The sequence below is a fragment of the Thermogemmatispora sp. genome (assembly GCF_019683635.1).
GTDB lineage: Bacteria > Chloroflexota > Ktedonobacteria > Ktedonobacterales > Ktedonobacteraceae > Thermogemmatispora.
This window is the reverse complement of sequence record NZ_JADGIA010000134.1, coordinates 1-14,316: the sequence shown is the minus strand read 5'-3', so window position 1 is coordinate 14,316 and position 14,316 is coordinate 1. Positions and strand designations below refer to the sequence as shown.

Sequence of the window (14,316 nt, the reverse complement as noted above, 5' to 3'; positions counted from 1 at the left end):
CCCGTACCCCAACCCCACCACAGTGACCACCACCAGCCAGCAACAGTGGCCAGCTTGTGAGGTGAGCAGCTGGCCACCTGCCCTGGCAACAACCCCGACTCGCCAGCGGCAACCTCACCACCCCCACAGACTGGCCCGCCCATCTGACCGCCCCGGCCAGCTCACCACACCGCCAGGACCACCAGCCCCCGGCGAGCCAGGAGACAGCGCGGAAGGGGTTCAGGAATACTCATAGAAGCCGCGACCGCTCTTGCGACCCAGCAGTCCCGCTGCCACCATGCGGCGCAACAACGGAGGCGGCGCATAGAGTGGCTCCTTATACTCCTCATAGATCGCCTCCGCCGCCCACAACGTCGTATCCAGCCCCACATAATCCAACAGCGTAAACGGCCCCATTGGATAGCCACAACCCAACTTCATCGCCGTATCGATATCATCACGCGAGGCCATACCATTCTCCAGCATGCGGATGGCCGAGAGCAAATAAGGAATGAGCAAGAAATTCACAATGAAACCGGCGGTATCCTTGGCCAGCACCGGCGTCTTGCCCAACGACTCCGCAAAGCGGCGCACCGTCTCGATCGTCTCCTCCGAAGCCGTAATCGGCCTGACAATCTCGACCAGCTTCATCACCGGAGCAGGATTAAAGAAATGCAAACCGCAGACCTGCTGCGGGCGCCGCGTTACCGCCGCCATCTGCGTCACACTCAGAGAAGACGTATTCGAAACAATCAGCGCCTCCGGCTTGAGCAAACGGTCCAGGGCCGTAAAAAGCCGCAGCTTCTCCTCCATACGCTCCACGACCGCCTCGATCACCAAATCGCAAGCGGCCAGCTCCTCCAAAGCAACCGTACCGCGCAAGCGCCCACGATACTCCTCAGCCTGCTCACGGGAAATCTTGCCCTTACTCACCAACATCTCCCAGGCCTCATAGATACGCTGGAGGCCCTTATGCAGCAGCTCGTCATTGACCTCACGCACCACCACCTCATAGCCGGCCTGCACACAGGTCTGAGCAATGCCACTGCCCATCAGGCCACAGCCAACGACACCAACACTGCGAATCGTTGTCACTGCCATGAACGCTTTCCTCCTCTCAGACAAGAGAGCAACCAACACATTGCCAGCCAGCCAATCATCGCTGGGCCGGCGGCGCGCTCAGTCGGCGTCACCTCATCTACTATAGCACCCTGCCCCGGTCGCCAGACAAGGCCCCTTCCTCCTTGACTTTTGGTCAAATTTGAACTATATTCAATATTGGGCAGGGCCCCAGTGGGCCAGAGCGTCAGGCGCTGGGCCCGGGCCGGTCAAAGGGTTGACCGGCGCAGCAAGCCGTCACCACCAAAGGAGGAACACGCATGGCATCGCGCTACTGCATCATCGGCGCTGGCTACTCAGGTTTGGGCATCGCCCGCGCCTTCCAGGAGGCTGGCGTCGCCTTCGACATCTTCGAGAAGAACGACGACGTCGGTGGCAACTGGCTCAACGGCGTCTACGATGCAACGCACATCATCTCCTCGCGCAACAGCACCGGCTACGAAGAGTACCCCATGCCGGCCAGCTATCCTGACTTTCCCAGTCGGCAGCAGGTGCTTGACTACCTGCGATCCTACGCCGACCACTACGGGCTCCGGCGCTTCATTCAATTCGGGCGTCGCGTCGAGCGCATCGAGCCGCTTGATCCCCGCGGCCTCAGCGGCTGGCGTGTCACCCTGGACGATGGGCGCAGCCTGGAATATCGCGGTGTCATCGTAGCAAATGGCCACCACTGGGACCGGCGCATCCCCCACTATCCAGGGAGCTTCAACGGCAAGACCCTCCACTCCAAGGACTACAAAAACGCCGACGACTTCGAGGGGGAGCGAGTCCTCGTCGTCGGAGCCGGCAACTCCGGCTGTGACATCGCCGTCGAAGCCGCCCTCAGCAAGCGCATCAAAGAGGTCGCCATCTCGATGCGCCGTGGCTACTACTTCCTGCCCAAAACGATCGCCGGCATCCCCGTAGCCGAGATGGAGATGCCCTGGATGCCGCTCTGGCTCCAGAAGCTCATCATCAAAGCTGCCCTGGCACTCATCGTCGGTCCCAACTCACGCTATGGGCTGCCCAAGCCGGATCACGACCTCTTCGACCGCCACCCGATCGTCAACTCCCAGCTGCTCTACTTTATCCGTCACGGCCTGATCCAGCCCAAGCCTGACATTGCCCGCCTGGACGGCAAGCAGGTGCATTTCGTCGATGGCAGTAGCCAGGAGTTCGACACCATCGTCTGGGCCACCGGCTTCAACGTCTCCTTCCCCTTCCTGGACCACAAGCTCTTCACCTGGGAGCACGGCTATCCTCGCCTGGTAGCGCACCTGATGGCTCCCGACCTGGCCAACCTCTACATCTTCGGTTTGCTGCAGCCACGCGGCGGAGCTGGTCCACTCATCAGTCGCGGCGCGCGCCTGCTCGTCGAGCTGATCCACTGCCAGGAGCGCCTGGATGCTCCCCTTGCCAACCTCGTGGCCCGCTGGGAACCGCCCTCGGCCCACTACCTGGTCGGCGTCCAGGAAACCATGCGCTCCATCGAGCGCCTGCGCCGTCGGCTCCAGCGCCTGGCCCCCCGCGGTGGCCGGCCTGGGGACCTCAGCCGCGACCAGAGCCAGCCACAGCCCACTGCCGAGACCACGCCCGGCTACGCCGTGCCTGCTGCCGGCCATGCCAGCCAGTCCTGACACCCCGCAAGCAAGCAGCACGGAGGGAGGAATACCATGCAAAGCCACCAGCGTGGCCCATTGGTCGGCAAGCGGGTACTGATTACTGGCGCCGCGGGAGCCATCGGCAGTGCCACCGCGGCTGAGCTACGCCGGCGAGGGGCGCGCGTCATCGGCCTGGACCGGCGCGGCGGCGAAGACATCATCCAGGCCGACGTCACCAGCAGCGAGGCTGTTGAGCGCGCGGTCGCCCAGGCCCTCAACGAGCTGGGCGGACTGGACATTTTGATCAACCTTGCCGGCATCGGCCTCCCCCAGGACGCTGGCGCCCCGCCAAGCGAAGATGTCGCCCTCACCCTCGAGGTCAACCTGCTTGGCCCCTGGACGGTGACGGCCTATGCCCTGCCGGCCCTGCTCGCCTCGCACGGGCGCGTCATCAATGTGGCCTCCGGCCTGGCTTTTGCCACCGTCCCCTTTGCCTCGGCCTACGCCGCCAGCAAGCGCGCCCTGGCGGCCTGGTCGGACGCCCTACGCATGGAATATGGCAGCCAGATCAGCGTCACCACCGTCTACCCGGGCTACGTCCGCACGCCCATCCACGCCGCCTCTGAGGCCGCCGGCCTCTCCCTGGCCGACTTGGTACGCGAGGAGCCGCTTGAGGCCGTCGTACGTACCCTGGTGCGCTGCTGCAGTGGGCGCGTGCGCCGCGACGTCGCCACCACGCGCCTGGGCGCCCTGGAGATTGGCCTGGCACGGCATCTGCCTGCCCTCGTCGACCTGGTGATTCTGCTCCGTCTGCGCCGCCTGGCACGCGCCCATCGCTACGACCGCTCGCCGCTGGCCCGGAGCATGATCAAGCGCTGGGGGATCACCTGATGCTTCACAAGCAGAAACGCAAAACACGCCGCGAGCGGCTCATCGAGGTCGGCCTGGATCTCTTTAGCAGGCACTCCTATGACGAGGTGGCCATCGACGATATCGCCGCCGCTGCCAACATCTCCAAGGGCCTGCTCTACTACTACTTTCCAACCAAGCACGACTTCTATCTGGCCGTGCTCCGACACAGCACCAACCAACTGCTGGAGCTGACCGAGCCGGATGCCTCCCTGGAGCCGCTGGAGCGCCTGCGCGTTGGCTTGCTGGCCTACTTTACCTTCGCAGAGATGCACGCGCGCACCTACGTCGCCCTGCTGCGCGGCGGCGTCGGCGTCGACCCCGAGGTTGCCGCTATCCTCAACCACGTCCGGCAGACCTACGTCGAGCGCGTCCTGCAGGGCCTGCCGGAGAGTGAGCGCCAGCTGCCCGCGCTGCGCCTGGCCATTACCGGCTGGGTCGGCTTCGTCGAGGCCCTCAGCCTTGCCTGGCTGGAGGAACACCAGCTGAGCAAGGAGCAGCTCGCTGAGCTGGCGATTCGCACGCTGCTGGCCACGATCACCAGCTTGCATGAGCAGGGCAGCTCTTCACGCTGACGCGAAGGCTCTGCCCTCGCTCTCCAAAACCCAGGCAACTGCGCAACTCTTTGGCTTGCTTGCAATCACAGAGGAGGAAAACGGGCAATGGCCGCCTTTCAGACACACAGCCAGGTCGTCACCGTTGATGGCACTCCGGTGCGCTACGAGTACGCCGGCGAGGGTGAGCCGGTGGTCTTCGTGCACGGCCTCTCCGGCTCGACCAAATGGTGGGCCAGAAATATTCCCACCATCGCCCAGCACTATCGCGTCTACCTGGTCGACCTGCCCGGCTTCGGCGCCATGCGGCGCTTTCGCCGCCAGTTCCACCTGTTGCGCGCTCCCCACTGGCTTGATCGCCTCTGCCAGGCCCTGGGTCTGGAGACCTTCTCACTGGTCGGCCACTCGATGGGAGGCTATGTCTCTCTGGCTCTGGCTGCCCAGCGTCCCGAGCAGGTGAAGCGCCTGGTGCTGGTGGCCTCCATCGGCATCCCCTTCGAACGCTCGGTGGCGCAGCTCCTCTGGCCCACTGCTCTGGCCCTGGCGCGCACGACGCCGGCCTTCTGGCCAACCCTGCTCTACGACGGAGTCCGGGCCGGCACCCTGATGATCTTGCGCGCCGCCCATCAGATCGTGGCTCTGGACGCCCGCCCACTTTTGCCAACGCTCCGCACGCCGACTCTGCTTATCTGGGGCGCCCAGGACGACCTGGTTCCCCTCAGCTTCGGGCGCCAGCTCCACGCCGCCATCCCGCAGGCTCGTCTCTACGTGATCGAGCACGCCAACCACATCTGTATGTATGACCAACCACAGCTGTTCAATGAGGCCCTGCTGGCCTTCCTGCAGGGCCAGCAGGTCGGCGAGCTGGCCACTGCGCCCGCGACCTCGCAGTCGTTGCCTCGTTGACCTGACTCTGGGCCACCATGCCGTCTGCCTTTGGGAAGGGGGAATCGCTACCTATGGTGCAAGCGCAAGCACTTGAGGCGCCGACGAGACGCCAGCCAGCCAGTCCAAATCTGCTGGAGATCCTGGCCCTGCTCTCGCGGCGCAATCTGCCGATGACTTTTCTGCGCCTCGCGCGCAAGTATGGCGATGTCGTCCACGTGAAGGGGGGTCCACTGGAGATCTTTCTCCTGAGCCACCCGGAAGATATTCGCGAGGTATTGGTTGTCCAGCACGCCAATTTTCATAAAGGGCAAGGCGTCCAGATGACCAGCCGCATGCTCGGCCAGGGTCTGCTGACCAGCGAGGGCGACTTCCACAAGCGACAGCGCAAGTTGATTCAGCCGGCCTTCCATCGCCAGCGCATCGCATCCTACGCCACCACAATGGTCGAGGAGGCCGCGCGCCTGGCGCGGTCCTGGCAGGACGGTGCGGTCGTCGATATGGCTGCGGAGATGATGCGCTTGACTTTGGTCATTGCCGGCAAGACGCTCTTCAATGTCGACGTGGAGCGCGAGGCCACTACCGTGAGCCAGGCAATGGCTGTAGCGATGGAGGCTTTCATTAAGATCGGCCTCTCTCCCTGGGCCGAACAGCTCGAACTCCTACCGCTGCCGATCCGTCGCCGCTTCTACCGCGCCCGCGATGAGATGGATCGCGTCATCTACCGCATTATCGAGGAGCACCGCCGCAGCGGGCGCGACCAGGGCGACCTGCTCTCCTGGCTGCTGGAGGTCCACGACGAGGAGGGGGCAATGAGCGACGAGCAGCTGCGCGACGAGATGACGACGCTGCTACTGGCGGGCCACGAGACAACTGCTAACGCGCTGGCCTGGACCTGGTACCTCTTAGCTCAACATCCCGAGGTGGCTGCCCGCCTGCGCCAGGAGGTGGTCCAGGTCCTCGGCGATCGCCTGCCGACCGCCGACGATTTCCCTCGCCTGACCTACGCCGAGTGGGTGCTGGCAGAGTCTATGCGCCTCTACCCTCCTGCCTGGGGGATCGACCGCACGGCCATGCGCGACTGCGACATCCGTGGTGTGACCATCCCTACCGGGGCCCGCGTCATCATGAGTCAGTACGTCGTCCACCGCGATCCGCGCTTCTACTCGGAACCGGAGCGCTTCTTGCCAGAGCGCTGGACCCCCGAGGCCCGCGCCGCTCGCCCGAAGTTCGCCTACTTCCCCTTTGGCGGCGGCCCACGCCTCTGCGTCGGGGAGCCCTTTGCCTGGATGGAGGGCGTGCTGGTGCTGGCGACCTTGATTCGCTCGTGGGAGGCTGAATTGATCCCTGGACAGCGCATCGAACCCGAGGCCGCAGTAACGCTCCGCCCGCGCTACGGCATCCGTATGCGCCTGCACCAGCGCCAGCGAGCCACGGCACTGGTCTGAGAAGGTAGGTGAAGGCCAGCGGGAGACCCCACTCCAGCGGCGCAGCAGATTGAGCAGGCTGGACTCTCCCTTTCCCCTTCAACTTCAACGTCTTCCATCCGCTTGTCCTGGCTTGTCTTGGCTTGTCTTGGCTGTCCTGACCTTGCCCCTACTCTCCTGTTAACCCCACCCTGCAGCCCGAAAAGGAGCTGCCAGGGTGGGGCCCCCTCCGAGCCTCCAGTCCCCCCAGGCCCCAGGTACTATAGACCAGGCTGGGCTGCTTCGGCTCCGCTCAGGAACGCCCGGATCGCCTGAGCTGGCCCCGGATCAGCGCCGAAGATGATGGTATAGTGGTTGAGCGTCGGGAACTCGACAAGCTGCGCCCCCGGAATATGCGCAACCAGCTCACGGGCCGCCTCCTCGGAGAGCAGCTGATCATCTGGGGCAAACATGCCTGCCCCCGCTCGCAGGACCAGGGTCGGCGCCTGCACATGCTCCCACTGGTCAGCCGGACGCGCCTCCTCCGCTCTCCGTCCCTCTTCTAGCACGCCTTCCCGATAGACACGCGAGCGCACGCTGCCATCTGGGAGACGCTCGATATCATGCTCCAGATAGCGGTCAAGATAGGCATTCCACCAGGGTCCCAAGAAGGGCAGGCTCTGCAGACGCCGGCGATACTCTTCGAAGGAGGCCACTGGTGTGCCTAAGCGCGCGATGGAGGCATTTAGCCAGGCCGGCTGCTCCTCGGGTGTACGCCAGGGCAAAGGCGCCCCGGCATCAACGAGGATGAGCTTGCTGACACGCTCTGGGCGCCAGGCGGCATAGAAGAGCGCAATTAAGGCCCCAAGGGAATGCCCCAGCAGTGCTACGCGCTCCAGTCCCAGGACCGTCAGCAACTGGTCCAGGTCAGCGGCATGGATCGGCACGCTGTAACCCTGGGGCGGACGCTCGCTTCGGCCTCGCCCGCGCAAGTCATAGGCAATGACGCGATAGTCCTCGGCCAGGGCATCGGCAAAGGCCTGGAAACAGAAGGCGTTGGCCGTCAACCCATGCAGACAGACGATAGGCGGCCCCGCTCTCCCCCACTCCACAATGTGGAGACGCAGCTCGCCCACAGCAACGAGTTCATCCCGCACAGCTTCGATCAGTGTAGGCATGCCTCTTCTCCTCGCGATAGAATTGCTCCCACTTGCGCGCCGTGGCCACCGGCCACCCAGCTCCCCCCCGTAGACGCACCTCCTTGCGCTGCCAGCCCTGCCGCTGCTGCTCGGGGCTGAGGCTCTTCCAGAGCACTTCGTAGAGAACCTCACGATAGCAGTGCGGATCAGGAGGGAAGAGTAGCGCTTGCTGGCTGTCTTCCAGATAAAAGTAATGTCCTTGCTGACGGTACCAGCGACGGATCTCTTCCTGCTCCCGCACAGGGGTGGCTACCGCCGCTAGCCGCTCAAGGCGCTGCTGATAGCTGGCGACGCCAAAGGGAATGCAATGCAGATGCGCATGAAAGACGGTCTGACCAAAAACACCGTGCTCCCAGAAGAGCAGGGGAGCATAAAAGCGGGAAGCGAAGCGGCTCACCAGGCGCTTGAGAGCCTGCAGTTCCTCATCAAGGGCAGCTGGCACGGCACCGTAGCAGGCATAATGCTCTTTCGGTATGATCAGCAGATGCCCCTCGACCAGCGGCGCGTGGTCGGCAATGAGGAGGTAGGCAGGCGTCTCATGGAGAACAGTGGTCAGGGACGAACGATCGCAAAAGACACAGGGAAGACCGGGCTGCGCCTGGGGCACAGGAACAGGCCGGCCTTCACCAGAGGGGAGAACGCGGAACTGCTGGTCCGCATCCTGTGACGACATCAAATGGCTCCTTCTCTTCCTTGCCGCGGGCAGGCTCTCAGTGGGAGACTACAGCCCCTCGCCTCGCTGCTTCAACCGGCCCAGACCACCACCACAACAATACAGGCTGCTTGCCACCGCCGGCCTGACCCGGCCTGAGATTACGATGCAGAGGGAGGGGACAGGCTGTTCTTCAGCCGGCATGACGGAAACCGGTCTCGGCCATTGTGAGAGGTGTCCCCTCGCGCTGAACACCGGCCTCCACTACCTCAGCCACGAGTACTGTCGAGTCACCGGCGGGCACTGTATGCCGTACCTCGCAGGCGAGCCATCCCAGGGCCTCGTCCAGGATGGGACAGCCTCCGGGCCCGGGATGGTAGGCTACTCCCTCCAGCTTGCGCGGGTCGCGCAGCGCCGACTTGCCGAGCTTGCCCGCTAGCTCACGCGCCCCTGACGGCAGAACGTTCACGACAAAGGTCCGACTGCGCAGGATCATCGGCAGCGAACGCGAGTCGTTCTCTACTGAGACCGCCACCAGCGGCGGCTCAAAGGATGCTTGCGTCAGCCAGTTGGCCGTGAAGGCGTTGACCTCTCCTCCATCGGCACAGGACACGGCATACAGACCATAGGTAAATAAGCGCAAGACCTGTTTTTTTGCAGCCAGATCCATAAGGGCCAGTGCGCTCCTTCCTCCTCTTCTCCAGGGTTACGTGCCTTCTGACATCAGTCACGATTGCTGCTGCTTGATGGCCGCCACCCGGCCCCCTGTCATCGCCTGCAACTCGGCAGGCGTCAGGGCAAAGAGCGCCGAGGGCGTACCGGCAGCCGCCCAGATACGTTCATAGCCCAGCAGATCTTCGTCGATGAAGGTCTCCAGCGGCTCCTTATGCCCCACTGGCGGCACCCCACCAATGGCGAAGCCCGTCCGCTCCTTGACAAAATCGGCATCGGCGCGCTCGATCGGCTCGCCGACCAGCTCTCCCAACCGCCGCTCATCCACACGATTGGCTCCGCTGGCCTCCACAAGGATCGGACGCCCACTTTCCCGACCGCGGAAGACCAGCGACTTGACAATCTGTCCCAGAGCACAGCCCACGGCTCGCGCCGCCTCGCTGGCCGTGCGGGTCGAGGTGGGCAGCTCAATGACCTCACATCGGAACCCTCCCGCGGTCAGCACCTCTTGTACACGACGCGCTGCCGGACTGAGATGCGCAAACTGCTCGCTAGACATCGCTCCCTCTGTTCTCCTTTCCTGCTGGCGGGGGAGATGCAATCACTGTCTCCTGCTTGCTAGGCCAGCACATCCTGAAGCTGGATGGTCCGCCCTCGCTGGGGGCTGACCGAGATCATGGCAATCGGCGTCTCCAGCAGCTCCTCCAGGCGCTTCAGGTAATGCTTGGCCGCGGGCGGCAGGTCGTCATAGTCGCTGATGCCGCTGGTGCTGCACTGCCAGCCCTCGACCTCCTCATAGATTGGTTCACAGGCCGCCAGGTCGTTGAGATTGGCTGGCAGGCTGTGGATGGTCTTTCCATAGAGACGATAGGCGGTGCAGATCTTGATTGTGGAAAAGGTATCCAGGACATCCAGCTTGGTAATAACCATTGCGTCAAGGCCGTTCAGCTGAGCGACGAAACGCCCGGCCACTGCATCGAACCAGCCACAGCGCCGCGGTCGACCCGTGTTGGTCCCATATTCGTGGCCACGGCGCCGCATCTCTTCCCCTACGTCATCGAATAGCTCGGTGGGCATTGGCCCGCTGCCCACTCGCGTGATGTAGGCTTTGTAGACGCCAATCACGCGATCGATCGAACGGGGGGGCAAACCCGCCCCACTGGCTGCGTTGGCCGCCAGCGTCGAGGAGGCCGTGACAAAGGGATAGGTGCCAAAGTCGATGTCGAGCAACGCCCCCTGCGCTCCCTCCAGCAGGATGGTTTTCCGCTCGAAAAGGGCCTCGTGGAGCATGGCCTGCGTGTCTGCGATATACGGGCGCAGCCGCTGGCCGTAGCGGAAGTACTCGCCGTGGATCTCCTCCAGGGAAAGCGCTGGCTGACCGTAGATTTGCGTGATCATGCGATTCTTCTGCTGTAGAATCGTTGCCAGCTTGCTTCGGAAGGTGTCCACATCGAGCAAGTCGGCTATGCGAATGCCGCTGCGGGCATGCTTGTCGACATAGGCCGGGGAGATGCCGCGCTGGGTACTGCCAATCTTCTCTTCGCCGCGCGCCTCCTCCTCCAGTCGGTCTAGCAGGAAGTGGTAGGGCATCACCACATGGGCACGCTCACTGATATACAGGCGCGAGATATCAACCCCTTGCCGCTCCAGCTCTTCCATCTCCTCCAGCAGACCTCGGGGGTCAACGACTACGCCGTTGCCGATGATACAGGAGGTCTGCGGATAGAGTATCCCCGAGGGAATGAGACGGAAGACGAACTCTCCCTTTTCGTGGACAACGCGATGACCCGCGTTGCTCCCCCCCTGATAGCGAACCACGAAGTGTGCCCGCGCCGCCAGCTCATCGACGATCTTCCCTTTTCCCTCATCTCCCCACTGGGCGCCAATAACTGCAACTACCGCCATAGCACTGCTCTTCCTCTTCTTCTGCTTCCTGATTGCTCTCTCAAGCTCTCCCTTATCCAGGATACCACCCCAGCCCATCTTTCTCAACGTTGCAGGTCGCCTGGAGCGTGCCCCGAACCGACCAACCAACCTCGCACTCCTGATCCTCCTCCGCCCGCTTCTCTCTCTCTCCCGCTCCATGCTCCCTAGCCAGCGAGAAGCCCCTGACGCGAGCACCAGGCTCATCGCGGGGCTATCCCTGCAGAGCGCGCGGTCTCCTTCCCATCGGCGAGCCTCGGGTATGGCGCAAACAATACCTTGCTCTATCACCGCTCGCCCGACCCCACCCGGCCAGCTCAGCCGGCTGGGTGGCTTCTCCTGGCCCTGGCAGCCTCCTGCTTATACAAACTGGAAGGTTGCCAGCATGGTCGCAAAATACTGCGCATTCATTTGATCAAACTGATCACGCGGGGCCTGAATCTCGATCACATAGGCCCTGCCCTGATAGACCGTGGCATACACCTGGATGTGGTCCTGGCTCTGCTGCTGATAATCAGCCGAGGCTGCGCGCCAGGTGGTCCCGCCGATCGTGGTGGTAGTCGTCGGGCTGACGTTGGTCGCTCCAGGCAACTGCGCGATCTCGTTGGCCACCAGCTGATCGGGTGTCTGATTGGTCGCCCCCGGCACCTTGAAGGAGGCGGTCACCTCACTACTGGTGGGACTGGTGAAACGGATGCCCGTGCCGTCGGGCGTCGAGCTTTGGCTCCAACCGCTCGGATACTGGGTAGTGAAGCCCTCGTTGACGCACTGATCACACCAGGCAAAGCCGGGATTGGGCGGCGGCGTCGGCGACACCGCTGGCGTCGGGCTCGGCGTCGGGCTGGGTGTTGGACTCGGCGTCGGCGTCGGGCTCGGCGTCGGGCTGGGTGTTGGACTCGCCGCCGTCGTCGCCGTCGCTGTCGGCACCGCTGCCGTCTGCGAGCCTCCCCGCATCCAGACGAAGGCACTCACTAAGATCACAAGGAAAAGCACCACCACGGCGCCCACAGCTGCCACGACTATCCAGGTGTTGCGCTGACCTGGGCCACCACCTGGCTGCGGGCGGGGCGGGAAACCACCTCCGTAGGTCTGCCCCGGCACTCCAGCCCCTGGGTAGGTGCCGGGGCCGGCAAAGCCGGTTTGCCCTGGCTGATATGGCGGCATGGTTGGCGGATAGGGCGCGCCTGCCCCCGGGTAGGGTTGCTGCACCCCCGTACCGTATGGCGTCCCCGCCGGCGCCTGATAGCCTGGTGGGTAGCCCGTGGCCGCCGCAGGAAATTCCGCCTGGGGCAGCTGACCTGGCTGCCCATAGCCGGCACCGGCCAGCCCCGCACCCGCCGCCGGCATGGCCTCTGTCGCGTCCTGGTAGAACTCTGTTCGCTGGCTCGGCGCCGGCGTCCGCGGCCCTCCTCCGAGCGCGCTGCTGGACATCGGCTCGGTCGCCCAGGGCGAAGGCGGGCCCGGCGTCGCGCCGCCCGCGCCTGGACCCCCTCCAGGCCCTGCCGGATAGTGCCCGGGCGGCGGTGAGACCCCCCGGCTGTAGCCCTGCAAGAGTCCGCTCCTCGACCCCGGTGGGGGCGGCGTTCCCGTCATCTGCGTCGGCTGCGCCGGCGACCCCGGGGACGTGAGCGCCGCACCACACTGCCCACAAAATGCCTCATCTGGCCCCACCTGGCTGCCGCACTGCGGACAGACACTGTATTGAGACATTGAGTCCGTAATCCTCCTGGGTAACGCTGTTAGTGCTGCCTGTTTGCTTGTGAGCCAGCCTCTCGCGATTTCTCCCTGAGTGTAGCAGATCTGCCAGGAATTTGCCAGATACTTCCCCTTTTGAGTGAGCGTCTAGCTCCTCTTCCCCCGCCCGGCTCCTGCTACTCCGCCTGCCCAGACCGCTCAGCCTCCGCAGGTTGAGAACCTGGCTCCAGTACCACAACTACCTGCCGCAGCCCCTCACGGGGATCGTGATAATAGGCCAGCAGCCGCTCAGAAAGCCAGCGGGCACAGGTCGCTTCGGCGGCCAGATCACCCGCCGCCGCTGCCGCCAGCGGTAGGCTCTCTGTGAATGGCCCACAGAGGATGAGCCAGACCCAGGGAATCCGCTGCTCCTTGTTGACACGCCGCATGGTCTCCCGATCGGTGCCGCTGGCTCCATATGGCCCCTTCGGATGACTATGGTAGACCCCGATAATCTGGCCAGGATAGGCCAGTTCCAGTTGCAGGACGCCCTCCGGCGCGAACTCGAAATAGACTGGCGACTCGGCCACATTGGGTAGGGGATGAACGGCGACAATGCACCAGTTCCCCTCGACGTCTATTTCTCCTCTGAGCAGCCCACAGGCTTCGATCATCCGCCGGCCCCAGGTATCGCGGAGCAGCGCGCGCTGCGCTCCACGGGAGAGCACAACCTTGCCCCTTTCTCGATCTGTCGCCCCAGGCTTGGCCTTCCACGCTTCCTGCGACATTCCTTCCCTCCTCAGATGTTGCCGACAGTGATGCCCCTACTGCTTGCAGATGATAAAGCACCGTTCCGCTACCTGACAAGCCTCTGCCCAGTTGTTACCGGCACTGGCTAGTGATTGGTGCTCGCTAGCAAGAAGTCAGCGGCTTCGTAGCGACGCAGTTCACCAATGGCCTCAACGCTTCGATCAGCCTGGTAATGCCCCGGTTGCTGTAGCCCCTCCTCGGCATGCCTCCCCTGGTGGACAAAGACAGTGGTCAGACGCTCCCCCAGCTGAGACTTGCAGGCAGCCAGCAGGTCGAGCCGGTCGTCGATCGCTACGTAGTGCTCGCCCGGGTAGCGCCTCATGGTCTCCTCAAGGTGCCGCTCCTTATGGTCATAGATGAGGACACGCCCCCCTACGGCCTCGGCGAGGTGGCTATTGACGATCTTTTCAGCCTGGAAGAGATGGTCGCCGTCGGAGACGATGACGGTTAGTCCAAGGCGGCTCAGATGCTCCAGTGTCTCCCGCGCCCCGGGATAGAGAGCTGTGACAAATGGGTACTGCTCGAAGAGGGCACAGGCTTGCTGGAAGGTCGCTTCCGGTAACTCCTGCGGAGGTGTCTGGGCCCGCAGCCGGGCCAGGGCCTGGGGAATGTCGACGACGCCACACTCGTGGCGTACCGCTTCGTAGAGACTCCAGAAGCGCTCGGCCAGGACCTCTCCAAGCACGGCACGCAGCTCGCGTTCAAGCTCGGCTTTGACGTGGTCGTTGTTGAGCAGCGTATTGTCGACATCGATCCAGAAGACGAGTGCAGGCATGCTTTCCTCCTTTGTCTGGCTCATAGGCCTCGATCAAGACCTGGCCCCAACGACGCGCCGGCCCTCGCTCTCTCCCGCCTTCTGCGCCACCGCCAGCGACCGCCGACACCAGGAAGCTATCTTCAGGACGACCAGGCTGGCACGCTAGCTGCCGACCGGGAGAGGACCCAGGACCCTGG

The 14,316-nt window shown here is 63.9% G+C and carries 14 protein-coding genes and 1 pseudogene; 6 read left to right on the top strand and 9 right to left on the bottom strand.

The genetic code is table 11. The annotated features are described in order from the left end of the window. Window positions 1–235, top strand: a pseudogene (locus tag IRZ31_RS14575) (hypothetical protein); the annotation flags it as partial. On the opposite strand, the gene IRZ31_RS14570 reads toward IRZ31_RS14575, so the two are convergent. Then, on the bottom strand, window positions 220–1,080 hold the full coding sequence (locus IRZ31_RS14570) for a 3-hydroxybutyryl-CoA dehydrogenase (protein WP_297154880.1): 861 nt from the start codon (window positions 1,078–1,080) through the stop codon (window positions 220–222). The pseudogene IRZ31_RS14575 and the gene IRZ31_RS14570 overlap by 16 nt on opposite strands. Window positions 1,081–1,358: 278 nt before the next feature. On the opposite strand from IRZ31_RS14570, the gene IRZ31_RS14565 reads away from it, so the two are divergent. From IRZ31_RS14565 to IRZ31_RS14545, 5 genes are all read left to right on the top strand, one after another. Beyond that, window positions 1,359–2,714, top strand: a complete 1,356-nt coding sequence (locus tag IRZ31_RS14565; RefSeq protein ID WP_297154878.1) for an NAD(P)-binding domain-containing protein — start codon at window positions 1,359–1,361, stop codon at window positions 2,712–2,714. Between the two features lie 36 nt (window positions 2,715–2,750). Further along, window positions 2,751–3,569, top strand: a complete 819-nt coding sequence (locus IRZ31_RS14560; RefSeq protein WP_297154876.1) for an SDR family NAD(P)-dependent oxidoreductase — start codon at window positions 2,751–2,753, stop codon at window positions 3,567–3,569. Continuing rightward, entirely contained in the window at window positions 3,569–4,162 is a 594-nt protein-coding gene (locus tag IRZ31_RS14555; protein ID WP_297154875.1) for a TetR/AcrR family transcriptional regulator, read from the top strand. Before IRZ31_RS14560 ends, IRZ31_RS14555 begins: the two co-directional genes overlap by 1 nt. Before the next feature lie 87 nt (window positions 4,163–4,249). Next, entirely contained in the window at window positions 4,250–5,047 is a 798-nt protein-coding gene (locus IRZ31_RS14550; protein WP_297154871.1) for an alpha/beta hydrolase, read from the top strand. 53 nt (window positions 5,048–5,100) lie between these two features. Beyond that, window positions 5,101–6,474, top strand: a complete 1,374-nt coding sequence (locus tag IRZ31_RS14545) for a cytochrome P450 (protein WP_297154869.1) — start codon at window positions 5,101–5,103, stop codon at window positions 6,472–6,474. A gap of 239 nt (window positions 6,475–6,713) precedes the next feature. Here the strand turns inward: IRZ31_RS14545 and IRZ31_RS14540 are convergent, their stop codons facing one another. From IRZ31_RS14540 to IRZ31_RS14505, 8 genes are all read right to left on the bottom strand, one after another. Beyond that, the gene (locus tag IRZ31_RS14540) at window positions 6,714–7,610 is read right to left on the bottom strand and encodes an alpha/beta hydrolase (RefSeq protein ID WP_297154867.1); all 897 of its coding nucleotides are present in this window, start codon (window positions 7,608–7,610) and stop codon (window positions 6,714–6,716) included. After that, window positions 7,579–8,304, bottom strand: a complete 726-nt coding sequence (locus IRZ31_RS14535) for an HIT family protein (RefSeq protein ID WP_297154865.1) — start codon at window positions 8,302–8,304, stop codon at window positions 7,579–7,581. The genes IRZ31_RS14540 and IRZ31_RS14535 overlap by 32 nt, the downstream gene beginning before the upstream one ends. Window positions 8,305–8,476: 172 nt before the next feature. Beyond that, complete coding sequence (locus IRZ31_RS14530; protein ID WP_297154863.1) at window positions 8,477–8,953, bottom strand: flavin reductase family protein; 477 nt, start codon at window positions 8,951–8,953, stop codon at window positions 8,477–8,479. A gap of 57 nt (window positions 8,954–9,010) precedes the next feature. Further along, window positions 9,011–9,514 carry a YbaK/EbsC family protein gene (locus tag IRZ31_RS14525; RefSeq protein WP_297154861.1) on the bottom strand — a complete coding sequence of 168 codons (504 nt, stop codon included), beginning with the start codon at window positions 9,512–9,514 and terminating at the stop codon, window positions 9,011–9,013. Between the two features lie 59 nt (window positions 9,515–9,573). Further along, the gene (locus IRZ31_RS14520) at window positions 9,574–10,860 is read right to left on the bottom strand and encodes an adenylosuccinate synthase (RefSeq protein WP_297154858.1); all 1,287 of its coding nucleotides are present in this window, start codon (window positions 10,858–10,860) and stop codon (window positions 9,574–9,576) included. Window positions 10,861–11,238: 378 nt separating this feature from the next. Continuing rightward, window positions 11,239–12,588, bottom strand: a complete 1,350-nt coding sequence (locus IRZ31_RS14515; RefSeq protein WP_297154856.1) for a zinc-ribbon domain-containing protein — start codon at window positions 12,586–12,588, stop codon at window positions 11,239–11,241. Window positions 12,589–12,749: 161 nt separating this feature from the next. Continuing rightward, window positions 12,750–13,340, bottom strand: a complete 591-nt coding sequence (locus IRZ31_RS14510; RefSeq protein ID WP_297154853.1) for a Mov34/MPN/PAD-1 family protein — start codon at window positions 13,338–13,340, stop codon at window positions 12,750–12,752. A gap of 107 nt (window positions 13,341–13,447) precedes the next feature. Next, on the bottom strand, window positions 13,448–14,137 hold the full coding sequence (locus tag IRZ31_RS14505) for an HAD family hydrolase (protein ID WP_297154851.1): 690 nt from the start codon (window positions 14,135–14,137) through the stop codon (window positions 13,448–13,450). Window positions 14,138–14,316: the final 179 nt, after the last annotated feature.